The organism is Sneathiella glossodoripedis JCM 23214 (assembly GCF_000616095.1).
Classification (GTDB): Bacteria; Pseudomonadota; Alphaproteobacteria; order Sneathiellales; family Sneathiellaceae; genus Sneathiella; species Sneathiella glossodoripedis.
In genome coordinates this window covers 99,594-125,649 of the sequence record NZ_BAMS01000004.1, presented here as the reverse complement: position 1 = coordinate 125,649, position 26,056 = coordinate 99,594, and the positions used below count along the sequence as shown (strand labels likewise).

23 protein-coding genes and 1 riboswitch are annotated in these 26,056 nt (G+C 47.3%); of the genes, 16 read left to right on the top strand and 7 right to left on the bottom strand.

Features of this window, described 5'->3' with window-relative positions:
• Nucleotides 1-24 precede the first annotated feature (24 nt).
• Together JCM23214_RS23185 and JCM23214_RS21235 are read left to right on the top strand one after the other, a co-directional pair.
• Nucleotides 25-312, top strand: coding sequence for an aminotransferase class I/II-fold pyridoxal phosphate-dependent enzyme (locus tag JCM23214_RS23185; RefSeq protein WP_084264870.1), 288 nt, complete (start codon nt 25-27; stop codon nt 310-312).
• A complete protein-coding gene (locus JCM23214_RS21235) occupies nt 288-1,037 on the top strand; it encodes an aminotransferase class I/II-fold pyridoxal phosphate-dependent enzyme (protein WP_084264868.1) in 750 nt (249 codons plus the stop codon). Before JCM23214_RS23185 ends, JCM23214_RS21235 begins: the two co-directional genes overlap by 25 nt.
• Here the strand turns inward: JCM23214_RS21235 and JCM23214_RS15125 are convergent.
• Entirely contained in the window at nt 1,034-1,450 is a 417-nt protein-coding gene (locus JCM23214_RS15125) for a VOC family protein (protein ID WP_025899675.1), read from the bottom strand. The two genes, JCM23214_RS21235 and JCM23214_RS15125, sit on opposite strands and share 4 nt — an antisense overlap.
• Before the next feature lie 89 nt (nt 1,451-1,539).
• Nucleotides 1,540-1,736, top strand: a riboswitch (cobalamin riboswitch).
• Between the two features lie 137 nt (nt 1,737-1,873).
• Between JCM23214_RS15125 and cobW the strand changes: the two genes are divergently transcribed.
• The 4 genes from cobW to JCM23214_RS15100 are packed head-to-tail and all read left to right on the top strand — an operon-like array spanning nt 1,874 to nt 8,782.
• Nucleotides 1,874-2,908: a cobalamin biosynthesis protein CobW gene (gene cobW / locus JCM23214_RS15115; protein ID WP_025899674.1), complete on the top strand. Its 1,035-nt coding sequence runs from the start codon at nt 1,874-1,876 to the stop codon at nt 2,906-2,908.
• Between the two features lie 2 nt (nt 2,909-2,910).
• A complete protein-coding gene (gene cobN, locus JCM23214_RS15110) occupies nt 2,911-6,657 on the top strand; it encodes a cobaltochelatase subunit CobN (RefSeq protein ID WP_025899673.1) in 3,747 nt (1,248 codons plus the stop codon).
• Complete coding sequence (gene cobO, locus JCM23214_RS15105) at nt 6,654-7,289, top strand: cob(I)yrinic acid a,c-diamide adenosyltransferase (RefSeq protein WP_037493717.1); 636 nt, start codon at nt 6,654-6,656, stop codon at nt 7,287-7,289. Before cobN ends, cobO begins: the two co-directional genes overlap by 4 nt.
• Nucleotides 7,289-8,782, top strand: coding sequence for a cobyric acid synthase (locus JCM23214_RS15100; RefSeq protein WP_025899671.1), 1,494 nt, complete (start codon nt 7,289-7,291; stop codon nt 8,780-8,782). The genes cobO and JCM23214_RS15100 overlap by 1 nt, the downstream gene beginning before the upstream one ends.
• On the opposite strand, the gene cbiB is transcribed toward JCM23214_RS15100, so the two are convergent.
• The gene (gene cbiB / locus JCM23214_RS15095; protein WP_025899670.1) at nt 8,779-9,780 is read right to left on the bottom strand and encodes an adenosylcobinamide-phosphate synthase CbiB; all 1,002 of its coding nucleotides are present in this window, start codon (nt 9,778-9,780) and stop codon (nt 8,779-8,781) included. The genes JCM23214_RS15100 and cbiB overlap by 4 nt on opposite strands.
• Before the next feature lie 110 nt (nt 9,781-9,890).
• On the opposite strand from cbiB, the gene JCM23214_RS15090 reads away from it, so the two are divergent.
• Genes JCM23214_RS15090 through cobM form a run of 6 tightly spaced genes read left to right on the top strand, consistent with a single transcriptional unit; the run spans nt 9,891 to nt 16,032 of the window.
• Nucleotides 9,891-10,910, top strand: a complete 1,020-nt coding sequence (locus JCM23214_RS15090; RefSeq protein WP_025899669.1) for a sirohydrochlorin chelatase — start codon at nt 9,891-9,893, stop codon at nt 10,908-10,910.
• A gap of 5 nt (nt 10,911-10,915) precedes the next feature.
• The gene (locus JCM23214_RS15085) at nt 10,916-11,542 is read left to right on the top strand and encodes a precorrin-8X methylmutase (RefSeq protein WP_148301914.1); all 627 of its coding nucleotides are present in this window, start codon (nt 10,916-10,918) and stop codon (nt 11,540-11,542) included.
• A gap of 1 nt (nt 11,543) precedes the next feature.
• Complete coding sequence (gene cbiE / locus JCM23214_RS15080) at nt 11,544-12,752, top strand: precorrin-6y C5,15-methyltransferase (decarboxylating) subunit CbiE (RefSeq protein ID WP_025899667.1); 1,209 nt, start codon at nt 11,544-11,546, stop codon at nt 12,750-12,752.
• A gap of 52 nt (nt 12,753-12,804) precedes the next feature.
• Nucleotides 12,805-13,452, top strand: coding sequence for a precorrin-2 C(20)-methyltransferase (gene cobI, locus JCM23214_RS21230; RefSeq protein WP_199899654.1), 648 nt, complete (start codon nt 12,805-12,807; stop codon nt 13,450-13,452).
• Entirely contained in the window at nt 13,443-15,266 is a 1,824-nt protein-coding gene (gene cobJ, locus JCM23214_RS15070; RefSeq protein ID WP_037493715.1) for a precorrin-3B C(17)-methyltransferase, read from the top strand. Before cobI ends, cobJ begins: the two co-directional genes overlap by 10 nt.
• Nucleotide 15,267: 1 nt before the next feature.
• Nucleotides 15,268-16,032 (top strand): precorrin-4 C(11)-methyltransferase, encoded by a 765-nt coding sequence (gene cobM / locus JCM23214_RS15065; protein WP_025899665.1) that lies wholly within the window; start codon nt 15,268-15,270, stop codon nt 16,030-16,032.
• Here cobM and JCM23214_RS15060 read toward each other — a convergent pair.
• Together JCM23214_RS15060 and JCM23214_RS15055 are read right to left on the bottom strand one after the other, a co-directional pair.
• Nucleotides 16,016-16,762, bottom strand: coding sequence for a cobalt-precorrin-6A reductase (locus JCM23214_RS15060; RefSeq protein WP_025899664.1), 747 nt, complete (start codon nt 16,760-16,762; stop codon nt 16,016-16,018). The genes cobM and JCM23214_RS15060 overlap by 17 nt on opposite strands.
• Nucleotides 16,752-17,843: a cobalt-precorrin-5B (C(1))-methyltransferase gene (locus JCM23214_RS15055; RefSeq protein ID WP_025899663.1), complete on the bottom strand. Its 1,092-nt coding sequence runs from the start codon at nt 17,841-17,843 to the stop codon at nt 16,752-16,754. The genes JCM23214_RS15060 and JCM23214_RS15055 overlap by 11 nt, the downstream gene beginning before the upstream one ends.
• A gap of 68 nt (nt 17,844-17,911) precedes the next feature.
• Between JCM23214_RS15055 and cobA the strand changes: the two genes are divergently transcribed.
• The 4 genes from cobA to JCM23214_RS15035 are packed head-to-tail and all read left to right on the top strand — an operon-like array spanning nt 17,912 to nt 21,336.
• Nucleotides 17,912-18,709 carry a uroporphyrinogen-III C-methyltransferase gene (gene cobA, locus JCM23214_RS15050; protein WP_025899662.1) on the top strand — a complete coding sequence of 266 codons (798 nt, stop codon included), beginning with the start codon at nt 17,912-17,914 and terminating at the stop codon, nt 18,707-18,709.
• Nucleotides 18,706-20,028, top strand: coding sequence for a cobyrinic acid a,c-diamide synthase CobB (locus JCM23214_RS15045; RefSeq protein ID WP_025899661.1), 1,323 nt, complete (start codon nt 18,706-18,708; stop codon nt 20,026-20,028). Before cobA ends, JCM23214_RS15045 begins: the two co-directional genes overlap by 4 nt.
• 4 nt (nt 20,029-20,032) lie before the next feature.
• On the top strand, nt 20,033-20,548 hold the full coding sequence (gene cobU, locus JCM23214_RS15040) for a bifunctional adenosylcobinamide kinase/adenosylcobinamide-phosphate guanylyltransferase (protein ID WP_025899660.1): 516 nt from the start codon (nt 20,033-20,035) through the stop codon (nt 20,546-20,548).
• A gap of 2 nt (nt 20,549-20,550) precedes the next feature.
• On the top strand, nt 20,551-21,336 hold the full coding sequence (locus tag JCM23214_RS15035) for an adenosylcobinamide-GDP ribazoletransferase (RefSeq protein ID WP_025899659.1): 786 nt from the start codon (nt 20,551-20,553) through the stop codon (nt 21,334-21,336).
• A gap of 1 nt (nt 21,337) precedes the next feature.
• Here the strand turns inward: JCM23214_RS15035 and JCM23214_RS24885 are convergent, their stop codons facing one another.
• Genes JCM23214_RS24885 through JCM23214_RS15025 form a run of 3 tightly spaced genes read right to left on the bottom strand, consistent with a single transcriptional unit; the run spans nt 21,338 to nt 26,056 of the window.
• Nucleotides 21,338-22,156, bottom strand: coding sequence for an ATP-dependent helicase C-terminal domain-containing protein (locus tag JCM23214_RS24885; RefSeq protein WP_051548209.1), 819 nt, complete (start codon nt 22,154-22,156; stop codon nt 21,338-21,340).
• A complete protein-coding gene (gene hrpB / locus JCM23214_RS21225; protein ID WP_051548208.1) occupies nt 22,153-23,898 on the bottom strand; it encodes an ATP-dependent helicase HrpB in 1,746 nt (581 codons plus the stop codon). The genes JCM23214_RS24885 and hrpB overlap by 4 nt, the downstream gene beginning before the upstream one ends.
• 40 nt (nt 23,899-23,938) lie before the next feature.
• On the bottom strand, nt 23,939-26,056 hold the full coding sequence (locus tag JCM23214_RS15025; protein ID WP_025899658.1) for an efflux RND transporter permease subunit: 2,118 nt from the start codon (nt 26,054-26,056) through the stop codon (nt 23,939-23,941).

Sequence of the window (26,056 nt, the reverse complement as noted above, 5' to 3'; positions counted from 1 at the left end):
AAAAATTTTGCGCGGATCCAGCTAATGAACAACGGCAGCTACAATAGAGAAGTCTTTCATGGTGGTGATCTGGACCACGCAATGAGTGTTTATGGAAGTGGCGGGCCCACCTGGATAGATCTCAGTACAGGCATTAATCCCCATCCCTACCCGATACCTGAACTGTCAACAGAAGCCTGGGTGCGACTTCCTTCAGCCAGTCTTGAGAAAAGGCTTCATGATGCCGCCCGCCTCTACTATGGCATTTCAAGCGAAACCCCGCTTGTGGCAGCTTCTGGAACACAAGCATCATTCAGTTACTTCCCCTGCTAATTGACTGTGCTGAAGTCGCTATCATTTGTCCGACCTATGCTGAACACGCCAAATGTTGGTCTGACCACGGGCATAAAATTATAGAGGTATCAGATCTGGATAAAATTCCTTCCACTACCGATATTGCCGTGGTTGTGTCACCTAACAACCCAACAGGTAAAGAATATGACAAAACCGATTTGCTGAGGCTTGCCAAAAACTTAAAAGCGCGAAATGGTTTTCTGGTTTTAGATGAGGCCTTTGGTGATGTGAGTGATCAGACTACTCCAACCACAGGACTTCGCCTGGAAGGTATCGTCGCCTTGAAATCTTTTGGAAAGTTCTTTGGTCTTGCAGGCTTACGGCTTGGTTTCGCAATAGGTGATACGGAAATCATCACAAAACTACACGCGGCACTTGGCCCTTGGGCTGTTAGTGGCATTCCAATGGAAGTCGCAATTAAAGCATTTTGTGATACTCAATGGATAAGCTCCACCCGTAAAACCTTAGCAAACAATCGCGCACGTTTGGAACAGTTGCTGATCCAGTCAGGCTTCAATATAGCAGGCGGTACCAGCTTATTTACATATGCCCAACATCCACAAGCGGAACAGATTTTCAATCTGCTGTGCCGCGCGCATATTTTAACGAGACCTTTCGAGCATTCACCTGAAAAGCTTCGGTTTGGACATCCCGCGACAGAAGCCGAATGGGATCGGCTGCAAAACGCGCTCAAAGATGCTTAATCGGTCGCAAAAAGGTCTTCCATATTCCTGAACGTCTTGAATTCCATACCATTACCCGATGGATCACGCAGAAAAAATATTCCCTGTTCACCGGCTTCCCCTTCGAATCTAATCCTTGGGGAAATCAGGAACTCAATTTCAGAAGCCGCAATTTTATCGCGCAACGCTTCCCATTCAGACCATTCAAGCACAGCACCAAAATGCCGGACAGGAACATTGTCACCATCTACCTCATTGGTTTTTGCTATTTCACACTCTTCCGGTTTGACATGGGCTGAAATCTGATGGCCGAAAAAGTTGAAATCAATCCACTTTTCCGCTTCGCGGCCAACTGTGCAGCCCAATATATTCACAAAAAAACGTCGAGTGTCCTCAATATTTTTCACAGGAAAGGCGAGATGGAATGGGGGCATGATGACGTCCGATTTTTATTTCAAAGCCAGTAAAATACCGTTCATGAACGTTGCTGTCACTTAAAGAATTGACAGAAGCCCCTGAGGCACGTAGCGTCTGTGCCGATGGTTCCAGAACATTTTGGTTCGGGATTAAAAGGGAACACGGTGCGAGCCTGGCTCTAGTCCGTGACTGTCCCCGCAACTGTAGGCGACTAGCCGCAATCATTGGCCACTGTTTGAAACGGGAAGGCAGAGTGCGGTGCCATTCGCAAGTCAGGAGACCTGCCATCAATTTGTTATTCACCACATGACGGAGGATCATGATGCGCCGCATGAAAGACTGGCAGAAATGCCTTAAAAATACAAAATACGCAAACCGTCATGCGGCAGCGCAAGGCCTCTTTGCAACTGCAGTTTTCTCACATCATACAGGGCATTCATATGCGTAACTCGGAAAAAATACCCGCAACCGTTATCACTGGATTTCTGGGCGCCGGCAAAACCAGCCTTATTCGCAATCTTATTGAAAATTCAGGCGGTAAAAAACTTGCGCTTATCATTAATGAATTTGGCGATCTGGGCGTTGACGGCGAAGTTCTCAAAGGTTGCGGAAATGAAAACTGCTCCGAAGAGGATATTGTCGAACTGGCGAATGGCTGCATTTGCTGTACTGTCGCTGATGATTTTCTTCCTACCATTCAAGCTCTGCTTGATCGGGAAGAACGACCTGATCACATAATCGTCGAAACATCCGGTCTGGCACTTCCAAAACCGCTTGTTCGAGCATTTGGTTGGCCTGAAGTCCGCACTCAGGTAACTGTGGATGGTGTGATCACCGTAATCGATGGTCCAGCCTACCGTGATGGATTATTTGCATCGGACCCGTTAGCGGTACAGGCGCAGCGTGAGGCTGATGAAAACCTGGACCACGAAAGCCCGCTTGAAGAGCTGTTTGAAGACCAACTGAACTGTGCGGATATGGTCTTGCTGAACAAATCAGATATGCTAGAGACGCAGGATTTCGAAAAAGCCGCAACAGAAATTCAAAACCGGGTACGCCCGTCTGTGAAAATCATCAAATCAAGCCATGGAAAACTGGATGCTAAAGTGCTCCTCGGTATAGGAGCAATGGCGGAAGACGATCTGGATGCGCGTAAGTCACACCACGATGATAGCGATGACCACGAGCACGATGATTTTGACAGCTTTGTCGTCAATCTCACAAACCCCGCTGATGTAGACTCTTTGATTTCAAAGCTGGAAACGGCCATTGCTAATCATAACATTTTACGAGCTAAAGGGTTTATTGCGGTCCAGGGCAAGGATATGCGCCTTGTAATTCAAGCGGTCGGGAACCGTATACAGCATTATTTTGATAGAGACTGGAAAGAGGGTGAAGATCGTACTAGCCGACTGGTAATTATCGGTGAACATGGTTTGGATCAAACGGCAATCACAGCCCAGTTAATGGATTAATCATGCATTTACTGGCGGCGACACCCGGTGGTATTTCCGATGGATCCGAAGCTGTAGATCTAGGTCAGAGCCCCGGGAATATTGTATTTTTAAGCGCAGCCGATACAGAGCTGTCATCGCTTGCCACTGTTAATGGTGAAAGCCATAAACCGCTGAATGATCTGCGACTGGCAAACTCCATGCAACTCATTCACAATTTGAGCGTAGATATATATGTGGAAGAAATCATCGCTCATGCAAAGCTGGTTGTCGTGCGACTTTTGGGTGGTGTTGGTTACTGGCCTTATGGCGTTGAACAAATAACCGAATGTTGCCGTAAAAAAGGTATCAAGCTTGCTTTTTTACCCGGGGATGACCAGCCGGATGAAGAACTTGCAGGGCTTAACACTCTGCCTCGGGAAGTCAGTCACCGATTGTGGCAATATCTAGTGCAAGGAGGAGGTGAAAATTATCGTCAGTTCCTGAACTATTGCCAGTTTCTATTGGATGGTATAAGCGATTGGCGTGAACCGCGCCCATTATTGAATGCAGGTTTATACTGGCCAGACACCGCAGCCACCGAGCTTAAACATATCCAAGAACAATGGGTAAATGACAATCCTGTCGCTCTGATCGTATTTTATCGTGCTCTTTTTCAAGCGAATAATCTCTCGCCCGTAATTGATTTGATCAAGGCGCTGCAAAACAAAGGCCTTAACCCCCTTCCCATATTTGTCTCCAGCTTGAAAGATCCGGTTTCCGCTGGTGTCGTGCAGAACTGTATACATGAATGCATGCCAGCCGTTATCCTGAACGCTACCGGATTTGCTGTCAGTACACCGGGCGGAGCCCAAAAAGAAACTCCTTTTGATCATGCAAATTGCCCAGTGTTGCAGGTCATATTTTCAGGCGGTAATGAAGACGGCTGGCGAGACGGGCTCAACGGATTATCAGCTCGAGACATAGCCATGAATGTAGCCCTTCCCGAAGTGGATGGGCGTATCCTGAGCCGTGCGGTATCGTTCAAGGCGGATGCCGGCTTCGACACCAACACACAAACCAACCTTGTGTCCTATAAATCAGTTGTGGATCGCATCGATTTTGTCGCAACACTTGCGAGCAATTGGGCACGACTTTCGACAACAATGATTGAAGATCGAAAAGTCGCGATCATTCTTGCCAACTATCCAAACAAAAACGGACGACTTGGAAATGGTGTGGGGCTTGACACCCCCGCCGGAACGATTGAGTTACTCAAGCGATTAAAACGCGCGGGTTACACGGCGTCAGACCTGCCTGAAAATGGCAGCGATCTGATCAGCCGATTACTTGCGGGGCCAACCAATGACCGCAACATAGAAAAAATTAAACTCAGTGACTGTAGTCTTACGCTTGCTGATTATCGGCATCATTTTTCTCTTCTGCCTACCAAAGTACAGACCGAAATCACACAAAGGTGGGGGACACCAGACGCCGATCCCTTTTTTGTGGATGGTGAATTTCACCTATCTATAGTGCAATATGACAATATTTTTATCGGGATACAGCCCGCACGTGGATACAATATAGACCCCGCCTCAAGTTACCATGATCCCGATTTGGTCCCACCTCATGGGTATCTGGCGTTTTATATCTGGTTACGTGAAATTGCAGGTATCCATGCCGTAATTCACATGGGCAAGCACGGAAATATGGAGTGGCTGCCCGGAAAATCGCTTGCACTTTCCTCTGAATGTTATCCGGAAGCTGTGTTTGGCCCCCTGCCCCATATATATCCGTTTATTGTCAATGATCCTGGCGAGGGAACTCAGGCGAAAAGGCGGAGCGCCGCTGTTATTATTGATCACCTAACACCCCCTATGACCCGCGCGGAAAGTTATGGGCCGCTGGCTGATCTGGAACGTTTGGTCGATGAATATTATGAAGCCGCGGGTGTTGACCCACGACGGCTGGAACTACTTAGAACCCAAATTCTAGAGATGACACAGCTATCCGGCATAGATCAGGATTGCGGGATCGCTCCAATTGATCCGGAAGAAGAACAGCTAAGCAAACTGGATAATTACCTTTGCGAACTAAAAGAGCTGCAAATCCGCGACGGCTTGCATGTTTTTGGCCAATCACCCACGAATAAATCTCTTGTCGACCTTCTGGTTGCGCTTGTCAGAATTCCCCGTGGTGATGGTGTTGATAAGAACCAGTCACTCATACGGGCTTTGGCAAAGGATCTTAACTTACATGAGGATTTCGACCCGCTAGATTGTGTGATGGCCGACCCTTGGTTGGGTGAGAAACCTTCAGCACTACAGAATATCAATACTAAATGGCGTACAAATGCGGATACGGTCGAAAGGCTTGAGATTCTGGCGGCTTCTTTGATCAGTGCAGAAACACCGATTGATCCCACCTGGAAAAACACAGCATCAGTACTTGAATATGTCAGAACTTATCTTAAACCAGTTGTGGAAAGTTGCGGTGATAAAGAGCTTGATGCTGTCCTGACTGCGTTAGACGGACGATTTGTTCCTGCAGGCCCTTCTGGTGCACCAACACGCGGTAGAAATGATGTCTTGCCAACTGGCAGAAATTTCTATTCCGTTGATAGCCGTTCCGTACCAACCCCCACAGCATGGCTTTTGGGGTGGAAATCAGCAGAACGATTGATCAATCACTATCGGCAACAAAATGGAAGCTGGCCCAAATCCATGATCCTGAGTGCATGGGGAACTTCGAACATGCGAACTGGCGGTGATGATATCGCTCAAGCACTTGCCTTGATGGGGGTTCGCCCAAAATGGGATAAAGCCTCAAATCGCGTAACTGGATTTGAAATCATTCCTGCAAGCATGCTGGATCGTCCCCGAATTGATGTGACACTCCGTATTTCAGGTTTTTTCAGAGATGCCTTTCCTCAGCAAATGGCGCTATTTGATAGCGCAGTAAGGGCCGTATCCAAACTGGATGAGCCAGAAAAAATCAATCCGATAGCTGCACGAGTTCACCAAGATGCGCAAAAATTGATTGAGCAAGGAGTAGCCAGCGAGGATGCGTCACATCGGGCCGCATTTCGATTGTTTGGATCAAAACCCGGTGCCTACGGAGCGGGTCTGCAAGCCCTTATCGATGAAAAAGGTTGGTCAGATGATGCCGACCTTGCGAAAGCTTATGTGGCCTGGGGAGGATATGCCTATGGTTCCAAAGAAGACGGACTCGCCGCTCATGGAATTTTTGAAACAAGGCTTAAATCAGTAGACGCAGTTATTCACAATCAGGACAACCGCGAACATGACCTGTTGGATAGCGATGATTATTACCAGTTTGAAGGGGGAGTGACCGCGGCAATTCGGCATTTGAAAGGTAGTCAGCCGGACATTTATCACAACGATCACTCACGACCTGAAAACCCGAAAATCAGAACACTCGAAGATGAAATCGGAAGAGTGGTCCGTGCTCGTGCGGCCAATCCGAAATGGATACAAAGCGTGATGCGGCATGGATACAAGGGTGCCTTCGAAATGAGCGCCACAGTGGATTATCTTTTTGCGTTCGCGGCGACAGCCAAGGCCGTCAAAGATCATCATTTTGACATCCTGTATGATGCCTATATCTGTGACCCAGAGGTTTGGGATTTTCTGAAAACAAATAACCCTGATGCACTACGCGATATACTCGATCGCTTTGAAGAGGCGATTGAAAGAGGGTTATGGCAACCGCGACGCAACAGTCTCGGTGTCGACATTGAGCAACTCAAAAAGGAGGCAAATGCATGAGCAAGACGAAGCTGACAGAAGAGGAAATCGCTCGCGCAAACGAAAAAGCACGCAAAAAAAAGGCGGCTCGTGACAAGATGCTCGCGACGAAAACCATAGAAAAGGGATTGTTGATTGTTCACACCGGAAAAGGAAAAGGAAAATCAACAGCGGCATTCGGACTTGCAGCGCGCGCGATTGGAAATGATATGCGTGTTGGCGTGGTTCAGTATGTGAAAGGCAAATGGGAAACTGGTGAAAGAAAAGTATTAGAGGCATTCCCTGAACAGATTGAAATCCACACTATGGGTGAAGGTTTCACCTGGGAGACACAGGATCGTGAGAGGGACATTCGCGCTGCCGAAAAGGCATGGGAAAAATCAAAATCCATGATCGAGGCCTGCCGCGGTGATAATCCGGAATTTGATATGATCATCCTTGATGAGCTCAATATCGTGCTCAGATACGACAGCATCGACCTTGGGGAAGTTGTAGATTTTCTATCCAGAAAACCAGAACAACTACACGTAGTTGTCACAGGCCGTAATGCCAAAGAGGAATTGATTGAGATCGCGGATCTGGTGACCGAAATGACGCAGATCAAACATCCGTTCCGATCCGGCGTGAAAGCTCAGGTGGGCATCGAATTTTAATGTCCTACGCCCTGATGATACAAGGAACAGGCTCAGATGTTGGCAAGTCTTTACTTGTCGCTGGCATCGCCCGTGCACTTGTTAATCGTGGGCTGTCCGTCGCACCGTTTAAACCGCAAAATATGTCCAACAATGCAGCAGTTACGGTTGAGGGCGGTGAAGTTGGCCGTGCACAAGCCCTGCAAGCCAGAGCTGCGCGGGTTCCTCTATCCAACCACATGAACCCGATTTTACTAAAACCCCAATCAGACATTGGAGCGCAGGTTGTGGTTCAAGGCCACATGGTGAAGAGCGCAGACGCGAGGGAATATCAGGAAATCAAGCGGACACTTCTTCCTCACTCACTAGATAGTTTTAACCGGTTAAAAAACAAATACGATTTTGTTATTATTGAAGGTGCCGGGAGCCCGGCCGAAGTCAATTTACGCAAAAATGATATTGCCAATATGGGTTTTGCTGAAGCTGCGGATATACCAGTGATCCTGGCTGGTGATATAGATCGGGGCGGTGTTATCGCGCAAATAGTTGGCACTCACGCCTTATTAAGTGCCTCCGAAAAGAAACGCGTTCAGGGCTATATCGTCAATAAATTTCGTGGAGACCTCACATTATTTGATGATGGTTTGAAAATAACGACCGCGAAAACCGGTTGGCAGAGTATGGGAGTTGTTCCCTTTTTCAATGCGGCAAAAAAATTACCTCCGGAAGATGCTTTCTCAATCGAGCCGTCCACGCGTGCGCTCAAAGACGTTCACAACTGGAATTCAGAGGAAAAGTCACCGACCATACACATTGCTGTTCCCATTTTTTCCAGAATTGCCAATTTTGATGATTTTGACCCCTTAAGGAGTGAGCCCGGTGTCAAACTCATCATGGTTTCCGCAGGCGAACCGATCCCGGGCAATAGCGATCTTGTCATTTTGCCTGGATCAAAATCCACAATCGCAGATATGAGATTTCTAAAAGATCAAGGTTGGGATATCGATATCAAGGCTCATTTACGACGAGGCGGAAAGCTGTTAGGTATTTGCGGTGGATATCAAATGCTGGGCAAGGTGATCCGTGACCCTGATGGTATTGAAGGAAGCACACGGAAAATTGAAGGACTTGGGCTCCTTGATTTCGAAACCACCATGTCGGGCAATAAAAAACTCCTTCAGGAAAACGGTACGCATATTCCCAGTCAATGTGTTGTCAACGGATACCACATGCATCTGGGTGAATGCCGCGGTGAAGCGCTAAAGCACCCCTTTTTAAGGTTACAATCCGGTCCTGATGGCTGCCAATCTGCTGACGGTTCGATTATGGGGACTTACCTTCATGGGTTATTTGCAAATGATGAGTTTCGCCTGAGTTTTTTAAATGAACTGAAACCACACACCCGTCGTGTCCGTCATTTTGAAACCGAGATTGAAAACACACTGGACCAACTTTCACAGCATTTGGAAAAGCATTTGGATATCGACAGAATGCTGGAGATCGCCCAATGCTAAAGTGTAACAAGACTGGCGATCACAATAAGCCCTGCAAGCAGTCCCATAACGCAAATACGATACAGAGCAAGGGCTGCGGATATGTCGTGCAACGTGCAATCCTTCCTCCCGCCCTCATTCATCCAGTGATCTGTTGTTACCTTACCCTCATACTGACGGGGGCCCGCGAGTGCAATTCCGAGAGCACCCGCCATCGCAGCTTCTGCCCACCCCGCATTCACACTTTTGTGTTTTCCAGCATCAGCAAGGGTCGCGTTTATGGCCCCGCGAACATCTCCTTTTCGCGCAAAAACAGCCCCGAAAATGATAATTACCGTGGTCAATCTGGCCGGAATATAGTTAGCCACATCGTCAAGTCGGGCAGCAAATTTGCCAAAATACTCGTAACGGTCATTCCTGTGGCCAATCATGCTATCAAGCGTATTTATTGCCTTATAAGCAAACAACCCCGGCAAACCCAGTACAACAAACCAAAAAAGTGGCGCCACAGTGCCATCCAGAAAATTTTCGGCAAGGCTTTCGATAGATGCACGACAAACGGCTGCTTCATTGAGACTGTCGGGATCACGCCCAACAATATGACGAACTGCCATTCGGGCCTTTTGCAAGGATATGGAAAGTCCATCTCGGACCTGCCTTACCGCAACATACAAGCCACGGCAGGCAATAAGCGTACTGGCGACAACTGCGATCAGAATCCCACCAAAGGGAAGAGACCCCAGAAGACTGGCGATTATGCCTCCCAAAAAGCCGGTGATCAAAACAACCACAATAACGAGGGCGGTCCCCAAAACCACTTGAACAATCCACGAGGATCGCATGAGAAGCAGGTGCTTCTCCAAAGTCGAAATAAAATTTCCAATCAAAACAACAGGATGGGGAATTTTTCTATACAGCCACTTCGGATCACCAATCAAAAGATCAATCACCAGAGCAACAAACGCGATGGCAAACGGATCAAAAGAGTTGTCGACAAAATGATAGAAGTGGGTAGACATGGCGCAAGGATGGTGTGCAGGAAAACTTGCGTCAACAAATATTTCAAAAGCAAGTCAGGGCTTGCATCTATATTTGCAAGCCCAGTAACTGCTGCCAAATGGAGCTGGATATGACGGAAAAAATTGGTGTAATGGTATGCGGACATGGGAGCCGCGATGAAGGCGCAGTTCGAGAATTTGCATCTGTGGCCAAAGGGATAGCCGAGCGTTTACCCCAATATGAAGTAGAATCCGGTTTTCTTGAATTTGCAACACCCATTATCCGAACTGGCCTGGATAAGCTGGTGGAAAGTGGACATAACCATATTCTTGCAGTTCCCGGCATGCTCTTCGCGGCTGGTCACGCCAAAAATGATATTCCGTCCGTGCTGAATGCCTATGCCGCTAAAAAGGAAGACCTTAAAATCTCATATGGCCGGGAACTCGGAATTGATCTGAAAATGATCCGGGCTGCTGGTGACCGCATTCGCGAGGCACTGGAAAGTGCAGATGAGCATGTACCCATGCATGAAACCATGCTTGTTGTCGTAGGCAGAGGAGCATCGGACCCTGATGCGAATTCCAATGTCAGCAAAGTCATGCGCATGTTATGGGAGGGACTTGGATTTGGCTGGGGAGAGACAGTATATTCCGGCGTCACCTTCCCTCTTGTTGAACCCGGTCTGGAGCATGCGGCCCGACTTGGTTATAAGCGCATCGTCGTTTTTCCTTATTTCCTGTTTACCGGTGTTCTCGTCAATCGCATTTATGATTACACCGACAAGGTCGCAGCCGCGCACCCTGACATCGAATTCATAAAAGCCCCATACCTGAATGATCATCCGCTCGTACTCGATTGTTTTGCTGATCGCGTCAGAGAAATTCTGGAGGGGACCAACAACATGAACTGCGGGCTTTGCAAGTATCGTGAGCAGGCGCTTGGCTTTGAAGACGAAGTCGGCATGATACAGGAAAGCCATCATCACCATGTGGAAGGGATTGGAACAGGCGAAGCCCATAGCCATTCACACGATCATAGCCATCAACATCATCACGGTGATGGCCATTCCCACGATCACGACCATCACCATCATCCTTATCCCCATGCCGATCACCCCTTGGGGCCATTAAGCATGAAAAAAAGTGATTGATGCAAATGTATGATTACGTGAAAGATCCTGCTGCAATCTATGCACAATCGTTTGCAACGGTAGAGGCTGAAACAGATCTTGACGGCTTATCCCCTGAGCTTCGCAATATGGTGATCCGGATTATTCATGCCTGCGGCATGCCGGAAATACGAAAAGACCTGGAATTTAGTAATGACATCGCAAAAGAAGCAGCGATAGCTCTTGGATCTGGTGCGCCAGTTCTTTGTGATTGCGAAATGGTCAAAAATGGAATTACCCAAAAATTTTTACCTCGACAAAATGAACTTGTTTGTACGCTAAACAATGAAATCGTTCCTGATCTGGCTCAGAAATTGAATACAACCCGTTCGGCAGCTGCTGTCGAATTATGGCTGCCATATTTGAGTGGCGCTGTTGCTGTTTTTGGAAACGCCCCCACCGCCCTTTTTCATTTACTCGAACTGATCGAAAACGGAGCCCCTAAACCAGCGGCAATACTAGGTTTTCCGGTTGGTTTTGTTGGTGCAGCGGAATCCAAACAAGCCCTGATTGAAGCGGATTTAGACATTCCGTTTATTACAATAAAAGGCCGAAAAGGAGGCAGCGCTATGGCCGCGGCCGCATTAAACGCCGCCGCTAGGGATGCAACCTGACATGAAGCCGTGGTTACACATAATTGGCGTAGGCGATGAAGGCCTTGAGCATCTCTCACCAGAGCTGCTCTCTGTCATTCAAAGTGCAGAACTCATCATCGGTGGAGATCGGCATCTGTCAATGATTCCGGCAACTATTTCCGCCAAAACAATGAGTTGGCCAAGTCCACTGATGAAACTGGTTGAAGACGTCATCGGCATGGCTGGCAAGCAAGTCGTCATTTTGGCGACTGGCGATCCGATGCATTTTGGCATTGGTGTAACTTTCGCAAAGCGACTCAAGCCTGAAGATTATAAGATATATACAAGTCCATCAGCTTTCTCGCTGGCCGCTGCGCGCCTGGGTTGGGATTTGTCCCAAGTTACAAAACTTACCCTTCATGGACGACCGCTAGAGCTAATAATTCCACATTTATTTGAAGGCGCAAAAATATTGGCCCTTTCAGACAATGGCGAGACCCCTTCTAAATTGGCAAAGCTATTGGTAGATTTAGGATATGCCTCGAGTTCCTTGTGCGTTTTGGAGCATATGGGCGGAGTGAGCGAAAACCAAATTACGTTACCGGCTAAGGACTGGATTGGCAAAAATGCAGCTGACTTGAACACCATCGCAATTACTTGCGAAAAATCATTGAAGGAACTCACACATTCTACAGCTCCCGGTTTAAATGATGAAGCGTTCTCTCATGACGGTCAGCTAACGAAAAAAGAAATTCGCAGCATAACGCTATCGGCCTTGAATCCCATTCCCGGATTATTGCTTTGGGATGTTGGAGCAGGGTCTGGCTCCATCGGGATTGAATGGATGCGCCAAAACCCTCTAAACCGTGCAATTGCTGTTGAGCATAACGAAAGCAGGCTGCTACATATTGAGAAAAACAGGAGAACTCTGGGTGTCCCAGCGTTACAAATTGTGAAAGGTATGGCGCCTCAAGCACTTGATGGCCTGAAACACCCTGACCGTATTTTTATTGGTGGAGGTTTGAGTCTTGAAGGTTTATTTGAAGCCTGCTGGAGTTCACTCAAATCTGGGGGCATTCTTGTTGCCAATACGGTGACGATTGAAGGCGAAAAAATTGCTTTTGATCTTTTTGACAAATATGACGGTGAACTTTCGCGTCTTAATGTTTCAAGAGCCAACAAAATTGGTGGCTTTACAAGTTGGAAGCCCTATCGGCAGGTTACACAGTTAAGGTTGATAAAAAAATGACAGGCAAACTGTTTGGCTGGGAATTGGACCCGGTGATCCGGATCTAATTACGTTGAAAGCCTTAAAAATTTTACAGGCTTCACCTGTGTTGGCCTACCCTACGTTAGAAGACGGTGACAGTCTGGCGCGATCTATCATCGCACCTCACTTAACGGATAAGAAACACGAAATTACCATTCGCATTCCTATGACTGTCGCAAGAGAGCCGGCACAGAAAGCTTATGACATGGCAGCCATCGAACTAGCTGAAGAATTGAAAGCCGGCCGAGATGTTGCTGTCCTATGTGAAGGCGATCCTTTTTTCTATGGATCTTTTATGTATCTTTTCGGCCGAATGGCATTGAACTTTCCTGTTGAAGTCATTCCCGGTGTGTCCTCTTTAACTGCGTGTGCAACTGCCCTAGAGACACCTCTTTCCGCTCGGAACGATATACTGACCGTGCTTCCTGCCCCTCTTGAAAACTCTATTCTGAAAGCGCGGATTGAAGCTGCGGACAGTGTCGCTCTCATGAAACTTGGCCGCCATTTTGATCGGATCCGGGGTCTTATTATTGACATGGGGCTCGCAGACCAAGCCAATTATATCGAACGAGCAAGCATGCAAAATCAGAAAATCACACCACTACGAGAAGTACCTGCCGATGCAGCCCCTTATTTTTCAATGATCCTGATTCACAAGCGGGGACAGGCATGGAAATAACCCCTCCCATAGCGATTATCCTGCTCAGCAACACTGGGTGGCAAACCGCCCGCAAATTACAGGAGCTGTACCCGGAAAGTTTGACACATGGTCTTGCCGGTCGAGTGGAGGGAGCAGACCTTACCTTTCAGCAAACTGCTCAGCATTTGAAAGAATTGTATCAAAGTAGCACACCAATTATCGGAATATGTGCATCTGCAATCTTAATTCGGTGTCTGGCACCTGTGCTCATGGACAAAAACACGGAACCGCCCGTCCTCAGTTTAGGGGACACTGGTACTGTGGTCGTTCCTCTGTTAGGTGGGCACCATGGCGCAAATGAAAAAGCCGCTGAAATTGCAAAACATCTAAAGGCCGTGCCTGCAATTACAACTGCAAGCGATCTACAATTCAACATAGCTCTGGACAGTCCGCCGCCAGGTCTGACCCTCGCTAATCCCGAACATATGAAAGAGTTTGCTGCTCGCCTTTTGCAAGGTGAAAAAGTCAAACTTCTTGGTGACAATCAATGGCTTGAACAATCTGATTTGCCTTTTTCAACCGAAGCAGATCTCACCATTGAAGTTACCACCAGAGATATACCGGGAGATGCAGGCAAACTCGTCTATCATCCCAGACTGATATCAGTTGGTGTGGGCTGTGAGAGAAGTTGCGACAGTGAGGAATTGATCTCACTTGTAAAAAGCACTCTTAAAGAAAACAAACTGTCACCATTATCTGTTGGCGGCATTTTTTCCATAGATCTGAAATCAGACGAACATGCAGTACATGAAGTCGCTCGCTACTTTGGTGTAACCGCACGCTTTTTTGATGCTAAGACTTTAGAAGCGGAAAAAGACAGATTAATCAACCCTTCCTCAGTCGTGTTTAGTGAGGTCGGTTGCCATGGCGTCAGTGAAGGCGCTGCGTTGGCAGCGGCAGGTAGGACTGGCATGCTGATCATTCCCAAAGTTAAATCCAAGCGCGCGACAATGGCTGCGGCAATTTCTGAACTGCCTATAAACCCCAGCCGTACCGGCAAAATGCAAGGAAAACTATCGGTTGTTGGTATTGGCCCGGGACAGGAGCCTTGGCGGACACCGGAAGCATCCAAGCTAATCCACGAAGCGACCGATATCGTAGCCTATGGGCTGTATACGGATTTACTTGGCAAGGCCGCAACTGGAAAAATTCGCCATGATTTTGATTTGGGTGAAGAAGAAAAGCGGGTGCGATATGCCCTTGATCTGGCAGCGGAAGGAAAAAATGTTGCGCTCATCTCGTCCGGGGATATCGGCATCTACGCAATGGCCACACTCGTTTTTGAGCTGATCCAGATAGAAGAAAAACCTGAATGGGATAGACTTGATATTCAGGTCACTCCCGGGATGTCCGCATTGCAGGCTGCAGCAGCACGGGCGGGCGCTCCACTTGGGCATGACTTCTGCACGATTTCCCTCTCCGACCTTCTGACGCCTTGGGAAGCAATCGAAAAACGCTTGAAAGCCGCAGCCGCCGGAGATTTCGTGGTTGCTTTTTATAATCCGGTTTCAAAAAAACGTCGCACGCAACTGCATGCAGCCAAAGCAATCTTGAGCGAGCATCGTCCAGCAACTACACCAGTGATAGTCGCCCGAAATCTCGGCAGAGAAGACGAAACTGTTAAAATACTCCCTCTTGCCGATCTTGATCCTGAGAAGGTGGACATGCTCACTTTGGTAATGGTGGGCTCAAGCGAAAGCAAGATTACAAGCACAAACTCCGGTCTGAAATCATGGGCATACACACCTAGAGGGTACGCCGGCAAAATGACCCTAAGCAAAAAGGAATTCTGATATGACAGTTCATTTTATTGGAGCCGGACCGGGGGCTGCAGATCTGATTACGCTTCGCGGCAGGGATCTAATCGCATCCTGCCCCGTTTGCCTGTATGCAGGTTCACTTGTTCCCGTAGAAATTCTGGAACATGCCCCCGATGATGCCTTGATCATCGACACAGCTCCACTGCATCTGGATGAAATCATGGAAGAATTCAAAAAAGCTGATGCAAAAGGACAGGATGTTGCCAGAGTTCATTCAGGTGACCCCAGTATATATGGTGCGATCGGAGAGCAAATGCGGCGGCTTGAAGAACTGGGCATAAAATACACCATCACACCGGGTGTCCCCGCTTTTGCGGCCGCTGCCGCTGCTCTCAACACGGAGCTCACCCTACCTGACATCAGCCAAAGCATTATTCTGACGCGGACTGCCATGAAGGCAACCGAAATGCCAAATAACGAAGATCTGGATACACTGGGTAAATCCGGAGCAACGCTTGCCATTCACTTAAGTGTTCGAAACCTGCGCAAAGTGACCGCTGATCTTATACCTCATTACGGTGCAGACTGCCCCGTTGCCGTTGTATATCGCGCATCCTGGCCTGATGAAAAAATAATACGAGGAACACTTGATACCATCCAGGAGTTGGTCAGAGCTGAAAAGATAACCCGAACTGCCCTTGTCATTGTAGGTAGGGTTCTGGATGCGAAAGACTATCGTGATAGCGCATTATATCATGCAGAGCATGTGCATGTTCTACGTCCTAAACGTAAAGCATGAGGCTGCGTTTAAGGTCTTCAATATCTGTAAACGCATTTTGGGGAGGACTATAGGGGCGATCTATCATGACAACCGGAATCTGGAGTTGTCTCGCCGCCTCTATTTTTGCATAAGTTGCATCTCCCCCACTATTTTTGGTGATCAATACATTAATGCCTTGATCCTTCAAAAAGACCAGCTCATCCTCAAGTGAAAAAGGGCCTCTCCCAATAATATTTCGAATCTCATTTGCCGAGCCTTCAACGTCAATAGGCTCGATTGACCTTATAAATATTAATTTACCGGTTAAACATAAAAAACAAGATATTTCCTGACGACCAATACTAAGAAATAATCTTGTATAAGGCTCACAGGCTCTGCAGGCTGATTTCAAATCCTCCACGGAGATCCAGCGATCTCCAACCAAAGGCTTCCAAGCCGGCCTTTCGAAGCGCAAATAGGGGATTGATAAGCGGGAACAGGTATCTGCTGCTTTCGGACTAATTACGCTAGCGAAGGGGTGTGTCATGTCAACGACAAGATGAACATTTCGATCTTTCAAATACTCACTCAACCCACCGAATTTGGCAAAGCCCGTCCAAATCACCTCCCCTTCCAAAGAGGTGGGTTTATTAGTTCGCCCCGCGAGGCTGGTTATCAGATTAACAGATGGAAGGGAGTTCAGATATCTATTGAGTTCAACTGCTTCACCTGTCCCTCCCAGGAGCAGAATATTCTTCCTAGCGGTCATTATTTTGCCCCACTAAAACTCCTTTTCTATCGAAGATAAGAACTTCTATACTAATCTCTTTGCCCGCAATTTTTTGAGCAGTATTTGCTGCTAAATTTGCTATATGCGTTGCAATCGGAATACCTGCCTCTTCGCAAGATCCCAGAACCTGCATCGCTGTGTTGGCTTTTCTTACCTGATCAATCAATTCATCCGATGCGCCCAGCAGTTTAAGTTGTTCTGCCAGCCAGTTAAAATTTACAGAAGATCGACCAGAATGAAGGTCCATGTGGCCTTCGGCAAGTTTGGTGAATTTTGCAAACCCTCCAGCAAGGGTCAGTTTGGGAACAGGGTGCTTTTTCAAATACTTCAGCACTCCACCAGCAAAATCCCCCATATCAAGCAATGCGTAATCCGGCAGATCATATATTGCATTTGTCGCTTTTTCCGACGTTGAACCAGTAGATGCGATTAAATGTTCTGCACCGGCTGCAATCGACACATCGATCCCTCTGTGAAGGGAAGCAATCCATGCTGCGCAAGAATACGGAACAACTATTCCTGTTGTCCCAAGAACGGAGAGACCGCCTTTAATTCCCAATCGCCCATTCATGGTATAGCGCGCAAGCTCAGCGCCGTTTTCAATTCCAATTTCGATTTCGAAATCGGGTGCAACATCAAATTGTTTACAAAGCTCTAAAATTTCATCAGTGATCATCTGGCGCGGGACAGGATTGATCGCTGGTTCACCAACTGCCAATGGTAAACCTTCACGGGTTACCGTCCCCACTCCCTCACCAGCTCGAAATTGAATTCCACCGCCCGCTGTTACAGGTCGGACAGTTGCTATGATACGCGCCAAATGTGTCACGTCGGGGTCATCCCCCGCATCCTTGATAACACTTGCCGTCGCGTAATTGTCTCCCAAGTCTTCGGTCGCCAGCGAAAAAGCTGGTTTTTGCCCCTTTGGTAAAGTGATCGTGACAGGATCCAGAAAGCCGCGCCCCAGCAATGCAGACAGGGCGGATTTGGAGGCCGCCGTGGCACAGGCGCCGGTTGTCCATCCATAACGTAATTTTTCCGTGGGCACCTTCGTGTTCATGTATTATTTATAGGCCTACAATGTACTGTTGGCTAGCGTCACAAGTTATTCCTGTGTAAAAGAAAATTATGGAACATATCCTTCGACAAATACCGGCTTTTGAGCCGGGCTCCGTCTGGCTACTAGGAGCTGGTCCCGGTGACCCGGGCCTGCTTACACTATACGCCATTGAGGGTCTCAGGCAGGCTGATGTGCTGGTTTATGACGCACTTGTCAGTCAGGAAATTCTAGACCTCACCAATCCTGACTGTGTACTGGAATATGCAGGCAAACGGGGCGGAAAACCGTCTGCCAAGCAAAAAGATATCAGTGACCGCCTAGTTGCGCTTGCAAAAGAAGGCAAGCGGGTTCTTCGCCTAAAAGGGGGAGATCCATATATATTCGGGCGGGGCGGTGAAGAAGCCTTGAAGCTTGTCGACAACAACATCCCCTTCCGCGTAATTCCAGCGGTCTCTTCCGGAGTTGGAGGACTAGCATACGCTGGCATTCCATTGACACACCGAAGCACAAATTCTGCGGCGACCTTTGTCACCGGACATGACGCCAATGGGAAAGTTCCCAGTGTAAATTGGGAATATATAGCAAAAGGCTCGCCTGTAATTGTCATTTACATGGGCGTTAAACATATTGCCGAAATCACCTCCATGCTGATGAAACACGGTCGCAATCCCAATGAACCGGTCGCAATTATTGCTAATGCCACATTGCCTACGCAAAAAATGGTGACAACGACGCTTCAAGATGCGGTGGCTGATCTCTCTAACAGTGATCTGGAGCCTCCAGCGCTAATCGTAGTGGGACAAGTCGTGGAACTACACAACAAACTCGGATGGTTTGCCAAAGTAATTGCGGAACAGAACACATGAGTAGAGGCTCAGCCCCTACTCTGCTTATCGCTGCCCCTGCAACAAATTCAGGAAAAACAACACTCACACTTGCACTCCTGAGGGCCCTTAAAGACAAAGGCTTATCCGTCAAATCGTTTAAAACCGGCCCAGACTATATTGATCCTGTGTTTCACCATAAAGCGAGTGGTAAGCCATGTGTTAATATCGATCCTTGGGGAATGGAGACAAATACCCGAAACCACCTTCTCAGCAGTTGCCAAAATGACGCCGACATCGTAATTGGAGAAGGTGTTATGGGGCTCTTTGACGGCGCACGCGATGGAAGCGGATCGACCGCTGATTTGGCAGCAGAGTTTAATATCCCCATTATACTGGTCGTTTCAGCCACTGGTCTTTCAAGTAGCGCCGCGGCATTATTGCAAGGATTTCAGAATTTTAGAGATGATATCTCCATTGCTGGCGTAATTTTTAATGGTGTCGGCAGCTCAAATCACGGTGAAATTTTAAGAACAGCTTCAAGCGTAGCTGGAATACCATGTGTCGGCCTCATTTCAAAACATGAGGACCTAAACATTCCTCGTAGACATTTAGGATTGGTGCAGGCTGATGAGAACAGCTCCCTTGAAAGGTTTCTAAGCAAGGCCGCTCAAATCATTTCGCAATCCATCGATTTAACTGCTCTTACAACGCTTGCGAAAAAACCGCAGAAGCTTTTACAGGAGGCACCTACACCCCCAATAATTTCAGGGCAACATATCGCTATAGCGGAAGACAATGCGTTTCGCTTCACATATGCACATTATAAAAAGGCCTGGCGTGAAGCGGGAATTCACGTGAGCCCTTTTTCACCACTTGCAAATGAAGCACCACACCCAAATGCAGATTTCATATACTTGCCGGGAGGATATCCGGAATTGCATCTACCCAAGCTATCCAGCGCAGAAAACTTTTTAAAAGGCATCCGTGATGCAAAGGATAAAAGCGTTTCCATTTATGGCGAATGCGGTGGCTATATGGTTATGGGTGAGGCAATTGTTGGAAAGGATGGGAAGACTTATCCTATGGCAGGTGTGCTCCCTTTAAAAACATCTTTTGAAACACCAAAGCTGCATCTGGGTTACCGGCAGGCTAAATTACGGCATTCTACTTCTTTAGGGGCTGCCGGATGCAGATTTAGGGCCCATGAGTTTCACTATGCCAGTGAAGTTCAGAAATCCTCTTATGCCACTCCACTATTTACAGCGACTGACGCACTTTCAAATAACTTGGGTGAATTTGGACTGATCGCCGGATCCGCCTTTGGGTCTTTCATTCATCTTATCGATCGGGCACAGTAGGCAAATGAACACTTCAAAAATCACTTTTGTTCTTGGTGGTGCCAGATCAGGTAAAAGCCGATTTGCAGAACAATTAGCTATCGATAGCGGTTTAAATAAAATTTATGTGGCCACGAGTCAGATATTTGATGCTGAAATGCAGGAAAGGGTTAATCTGCATCAACAAAGTCGCGGTGGTGACTGGATCACGATTGAAGAACCGATTGATCTGGGAAAAATTTTAAAAACGCAAACTGGTAGCGGTAATATTCTATTGATTGATTGTCTGACCCTTTGGTTGACAAATCTCGTGCTCGCCGAACGGAATATTGAAGACGCAGGAAACTCGATATGCGATGCACTGCAACAGGCTAACGGTCCGGTTATACTTGTATCTAATGAAGTAGGCTTGGGGATCGTTCCAGAAAACGAAATGGCCAGACGGTTTCGGGACCATGCCGGTATCCTGCATCAGAAAATAGCCGCGCTTGCCGACCGTGTATATCTGATTACTGCCGGTCTACCTCAGCAACTAAAATAAAAATGACAAATTCAGAATTACAGAAAAAATATAACGGTAGCTGGGTTCACGATTTCCTGATTGCACTCGTATTTTTAACGCGCCTGCCAGTTCGGCTTAACATTCAGTTTTCCATGAAAAATGTTGGTCTTGCCAGTCGCGTATTCGCATTGATCGGGATTATTGTGGGAGGGTTAAGCGCTGGCGTCTACTGGCTTGCTTTCAATGTCGGCATTCCACCTGTTTTGGGGGCAATGCTGGCAGTTTCCGCACAAATTATACTAACGGGGGCACTGCACGAAGATGCAATCGGTGACGTCGCCGATGGTTTCGGCGGTGGTGTTGATAAAGACAAAAAGCTTGAAATCATGCGCGACAGCCGCGTTGGCACCTACGCTGTCGTTACACTAATATTAATTATTGGAATAAAAGTCTCCGCAATTGCAAGCTATCCCGGCACTTGGTTTACTTTTGGCATCCTCCTCTCAGCGGCAACTTGCAGTCGCGGCTTGATGGGCGCAGCGATGTATTTTATGCCCGCTGCTCGTGCGGATGGCCTTGGTGCAAGCGCTGGCCGCCCTCCTGTATCTGCAGCCTTAACGTCCTTAGCCTTTGCCATCATCATACCAGTGATATTGCTAGGCCCATACGCGGGTTCAATAGCTGTATTTTCTGCTATTGCAGGCGCCTTATTTATCGGCTTTATTGCCTACCGGCAGATCGGTGGACAAACCGGAGATGTACTGGGAAGCATTCAACAAATCAGCGAATGTGCATTTTTTATCAGCATGGCAGCCTTCATCAGCTAGCTCACTTCTTGCGGGGTTTTGCACGAGTGGTGGGTTCGGCCTGCATTGGATCATCAGGCCAGTAATGTTTAGGGTATTGCCCTTTCAGGTCTTTCTTTACCGCATCATAGCTATTTGCCCAAAACCCAGCCAGGTCAGTGGTTATTTGTGCAGGCCTGTAAGCTGGGCTTAATAGATGTATGGATATGCGTACTTTACCATCGACAAGTTTAGGGATATCTGCCTGTCCAAACAGCTCTTGCAAACGAACGGCAAGTACCGGATTATCGACATCACTGTAATCTAACCTGATCTGGGAACCTGTGGGCATTTTTAATCTGGCGGGTGCAATTTCATTCAAATACTGTTGCTCTGGCCAGTCCAGAAGGTTTTCGAAAATCTGCTCCAAATTTAGTTTTTCGAGCTGAGCGAGGCTAATCAGCCCCAATAGATGGGGAAGCAACCATTCCTCCATACGCTCCATAAGCCAATCTCTGCTCAAATTCCTAAATCGCTGAACAGAAAGGACTTCCCCTTTTTGGCTCGTTACATTTTCTTCAGAACCAAAACAATGCCTAACCACGAATGCGGCTCGGTCAATTACTGCCTGCGCCTCTGGAGTCCAAGGTAGCGGGCGCATCTCTTTGCTCCGGATCACATCCAGTAATACTTTCGCAACATCGTTGGTGTCTGGTTGTTTCATTCGTTTCCGGTCGAGAACAAGCGCCCCTATACAAGTCTCTTGATCTGCAATCACTCGATCTTTTTCTGCATCCCAATACAGATTGACCCGGTGCTCGATAGCGTTCTGATACTGATGTATCAACTGTTGATATGTCATGGGCGCAGCAACCGGATCGTCGCATCTCGTCCTTTTCCATCCAGGTCAGCAACAACCAGATACGGCTCGCCTGCAAGTTCATCCCGCTCCGCAAGTGCCGCCCCTCGTCCACCAGAGAGGCGGTAAGAGACGGATTTCCCTTTGCGTTTTTCACCAATGCGATCAGGATAAGCTAACGACAGTACCAAACCAGCATTTGATAAATTCACCAATTGATCAGAATTAACCCGAAAGCGTTTCCGTATGTCCGCAGAGTTCTTTAAGACTGCGCCGAGCGCTGGGTTTCGCGCCGATTGTGACCTCGCATTTTCCAACAGTTGCAGTCGCTTTCTTAAGTCAGCATTTGAGCCATCTCGATTTTTCGGGAGAATGTCTCTTTCTGACAATAGGGCCGCCATATCGCAGGCAAGCGCCAGATCATCACTGAACTCACACTTAACAATCATACTGGCAAGACGAGGATGCAGTGGCAAATTAACAATTCGGCTACCCAATTTTGTAATTTTATCAGTCTTATCCAATGCGCCCAAGGATCGCAATACTTCCCTCCCTTGTGAGAGTAGTCCCTCTGGCGGTTCGGTCAGCCAAGCAAGCTCACTTACGTCTGTTACCCCCCATTTTGCCAGTTCCAACGCTAAAGAACTAAGATCCGCGACCGCAATTTCTGGTTCTGAATAAGGAATTAAACCTCGATCCTCAGCGGCGCTCCACATGCGATAGCAAACACCTGCCTGCTGTCTGCCCGCTCGCCCGCGACGTTGATCCGCTGAAGCCCGTGAAATACGCTTAAGCTCAAGCCTGCTCATACCACTATTTGGATCAAAAAATGGCTTCCTTGAAAGCCCCGTATCAACGACGATACGAACCCCATCAATTGTCAGGCTTGTCTCAGCAATATCTGTAGCCAACACGATCTTCCTTCGCCCTTTAGGGTCAGGAGACAACGCTTTATCCTGTTGTTTTTGTGATAAGTTTCCAAAAAGAGTATGTATCGCAAAGTCAGCTAGCTCACTTTTGGCTGATAGATTCGACGACACACGGTTTATTTCTCCTGCTCCCGGAAGGAAAACAAGCATATCGCCACTTGGCTCTTCATGAAGGATATCAGTTATCCAGTTGCTTAAAATCCCTTCATATCGGCCTTTTGGTGTTCGCTCAATATATCTGGTCTCAACAGGAAAAAGCTTACCCTGACTGGTGACGATTGGTGCATTGCCCAACAACTTAGCAATACCTTCAGCGTCAAGAGTTGCCGACATGACCAGCACCTTTAGGTCCTCTCTAAGGAACTCCTGCGTTTGTCGCATCAAAGCCAGCCCCAAATCTGAGTTCAGGCTGCGCTCGTGAAATTCGTCAAATATAACAACTGCCGTATCAGAAAGTTCAGGATCACTTTGCAATTTTCGGGTTAAAATCCCCTCAGTCACTACTTCAATTCGGGTTTGTGAACTGACCTTATTCTCGTATCGAATACGATATCCGACAGTCTGACCAACAGCTTCGCCCAACAGACCCGCCATACGAACAGCCGCAGCACGAGCCGCGAGGCGCCGAGGCTCAAGCATTATGATTTTCCGGTTCTCCAAAGATTGCAACTGCAACAACCACAAAGGCACAGTTGTTGTTTTACCTGCACCCGGCGGGGCTTGCAGAACCGCCACATTCTGTTTGGAGAGATGATCCAGTAATTCTGGCAACACGTCTTCTACAGGAAGGCCCGTTTTAGGAATAGTTACATGCATATGGCTGAGTTATCAGAGATTTCCGAGAATTAAAATATTTTCAGTTTCTTTGTTTACACATAAGTCTGTCAAGAACCGGAAATGCACATAGACTTGTAACAGCAGTCACCAGCGCTCCCGTGGTGACAATCAGACCAAATCGAACGGTCGGTGGAAATTCCGAAACTGCAAAAATTGCAAATCCGATCGCAATTATAAGGCTGCCAATCACGATTCCTGAAACTTGCTCTGAAATCGCCAATCGCCAACCTACTTCACGCTTATGAATTTTCGTATGACGCTGCACTGCCATTCCCAAGTGGATCAAGGCATCCACCCCAAGTCCCAATGAAATGTTGATCGCTGGTGCTGAAATGATATCCAACGGATTTGAAAGCCAGCCATTAATGCCCAAAACTATAATCGGGATAACCGTCGCTGTTGCGACCATCGAAAAACTGAGAGTTAACCGCTGTGTCATCGCATAGGACAACGCAGCAAATATGAGCAGAAAAACAGATACCCCAATAAATACACTTTCACGTAGCAAGTGGGTCAAATGGGCCTGCAAACTATATATGCCGCCTTGTAGCTCTAAAACAAAACCCGATGAGGAAGTTACCTTTTCAAGGTCAGACAATATTTGATGTCTGTTCCCGTTAGAATACTGCTCTTTCATTCGAAGCAAAAACAGGGCGTTTTTACGGTCTGGCCCTAAGAAGTTATCGACCACCTGTTGATTGCTTTCCATCTTCAATAGAGTCACAATCTCACGCCATGGAAGTATGAATGCTAATGGGTGATTATTTGCTTCAGCTAGTAATGCAGGCAAAGACAAGACTGTTCCAACCGCAGGATGTTGCTGATAGGCATTATGCAGTACCCAAAGCTTCTGATAGGCCTGTTCCGTATCGAGTTTCTCTGAAGTTTTGAGACGAACAACCAGCTGCAGAGGACTGCTACCCCCATTTTGATCGATAGTCTTTAATCCCGTTCCAATTTCACTGTCTGGTTTAAAATAACCCAGCAATCCCGGATCGGCATTCAATTTTAACAAGCCAGGAAGAGCGATTGCAGAGACTATCAAAATTACGATTGCACCAATTAATATAAGTCGCCGCTTAAAATTGTCTTCTGTTGCAATTTGTTGTTTCTCAGCAGTCACCTTGAGTAGGTGAGCAAAATTTAGAAAAGCCGGAAAGATAAAAATCACAGCACAAAGTGCAAATACGCTTCCCATCATCCCACCGACACCCAACTGACGGAGTGGTTCTGCCGAGACTAAAAGCAAGCTGGTGAAGCCTAGGAATGTTGTACCAAAGCAAAGTAGTGCAGGTAATAGTGAAGTTTTTAGCGCAACAACTGTACGTGATACTCCGCTCTTTGCAGAGCTGCGAAAATTGTTTGTCAGGTAAATTATTTGCGACTGCGTTAAAACAAAAATGATTATCGCAAGATTGGCTGTCAGAATCCCAACAGGTTGCTGTAATAGTGTAAGACCAGTGAAACTGCACAAAATTGCAACTACACCCGAGAGTATGGCGCCGATTGTGATCACCGGGGATCTAAAAACAGCGAAAATCATTGCTGCGAAAACCAGTACAACTATTGGGCTGAATATAGCAGCATCACGCGCAATATTTCGGCGCATATGCTCCGCTATGTAAGGCATCCCGGAAATTGAAATTTCACCCAACCCAGCATTCTTTTGTACACCGGCAACAATTTCTTCAATTGCCGATACAAGGGTGCTATCCGATTGGCGTTGTACAAACGCTAGAATAAAAGAAGCCTGCTCGTTCTGTTCAACAAGTAACGGTCGCCAAAAAGGGCTTTCAATTGCTAAAGAAGGGCTCTGTGGGCCACTTGTCAAACTCAGTATTCGCTGGAAACCACCCAAATCTTTGAGCTTATCAGTCAGGTTTGAAATAGATCTAAGGTATTCGGGTGAGCGGATGTTCTGTCCGGCGACATTGAGAATAATAAACTCTTCAGCCGGAAAGAGGTCCGCAATTTTCTGGGTATCCGCCATTTCGGGATCATGGGAGCCGAAAAAAAAATCAGGTGAAATTTTTGGAGTCAAATCGGCAACCAGACTGAAAATCACGCCGATGACAAATAGAAATGACACTGCTAATGTCATCCAGGTTTTTTTCAAAAATTCAGAATCTGATTTCAC

Bases quoted from the DNA above. Each gene is read 5' to 3' on its own strand.
- JCM23214_RS15045 (WP_025899661.1), top strand. From the start codon at position 18,706: ATGAGTAGAGGCTCAGCCCCTACTCTGCTTATCGCTGCCCCTGCAACA.
- hrpB (WP_051548208.1), bottom strand. From the start codon at position 23,898: ATGCATGTAACTATTCCTAAAACGGGCCTTCCTGTAGAAGACGTGTTG.
- cobO (WP_037493717.1), top strand. From the start codon at position 6,654: ATGAGCAAGACGAAGCTGACAGAAGAGGAAATCGCTCGCGCAAACGAA.
- cobA (WP_025899662.1), top strand. From the start codon at position 17,912: ATGGAACATATCCTTCGACAAATACCGGCTTTTGAGCCGGGCTCCGTC.
- cobW (WP_025899674.1), top strand. From the start codon at position 1,874: ATGCGTAACTCGGAAAAAATACCCGCAACCGTTATCACTGGATTTCTG.
- JCM23214_RS15085 (WP_148301914.1), top strand. From the start codon at position 10,916: ATGTATGATTACGTGAAAGATCCTGCTGCAATCTATGCACAATCGTTT.
- cbiB (WP_025899670.1), bottom strand. From the start codon at position 9,780: ATGTCTACCCACTTCTATCATTTTGTCGACAACTCTTTTGATCCGTTT.
- cbiE (WP_025899667.1), top strand. From the start codon at position 11,544: ATGAAGCCGTGGTTACACATAATTGGCGTAGGCGATGAAGGCCTTGAG.
- JCM23214_RS24885 (WP_051548209.1), bottom strand. From the start codon at position 22,156: ATGACATATCAACAGTTGATACATCAGTATCAGAACGCTATCGAGCAC.
- JCM23214_RS15100 (WP_025899671.1), top strand. From the start codon at position 7,289: ATGTCCTACGCCCTGATGATACAAGGAACAGGCTCAGATGTTGGCAAG.
- cobJ (WP_037493715.1), top strand. From the start codon at position 13,443: ATGGAAATAACCCCTCCCATAGCGATTATCCTGCTCAGCAACACTGGG.
- JCM23214_RS15035 (WP_025899659.1), top strand. From the start codon at position 20,551: ATGACAAATTCAGAATTACAGAAAAAATATAACGGTAGCTGGGTTCAC.
- JCM23214_RS15125 (WP_025899675.1), bottom strand. From the start codon at position 1,450: ATGCCCCCATTCCATCTCGCCTTTCCTGTGAAAAATATTGAGGACACT.
- cobU (WP_025899660.1), top strand. From the start codon at position 20,033: ATGAACACTTCAAAAATCACTTTTGTTCTTGGTGGTGCCAGATCAGGT.
- JCM23214_RS15090 (WP_025899669.1), top strand. From the start codon at position 9,891: ATGACGGAAAAAATTGGTGTAATGGTATGCGGACATGGGAGCCGCGAT.
- JCM23214_RS15060 (WP_025899664.1), bottom strand. From the start codon at position 16,762: ATGACCGCTAGGAAGAATATTCTGCTCCTGGGAGGGACAGGTGAAGCA.
- JCM23214_RS23185 (WP_084264870.1), top strand. From the start codon at position 25: ATGAACAACGGCAGCTACAATAGAGAAGTCTTTCATGGTGGTGATCTG.
- JCM23214_RS15055 (WP_025899663.1), bottom strand. From the start codon at position 17,843: ATGAACACGAAGGTGCCCACGGAAAAATTACGTTATGGATGGACAACC.
- cobN (WP_025899673.1), top strand. From the start codon at position 2,911: ATGCATTTACTGGCGGCGACACCCGGTGGTATTTCCGATGGATCCGAA.
- cobM (WP_025899665.1), top strand. From the start codon at position 15,268: ATGACAGTTCATTTTATTGGAGCCGGACCGGGGGCTGCAGATCTGATT.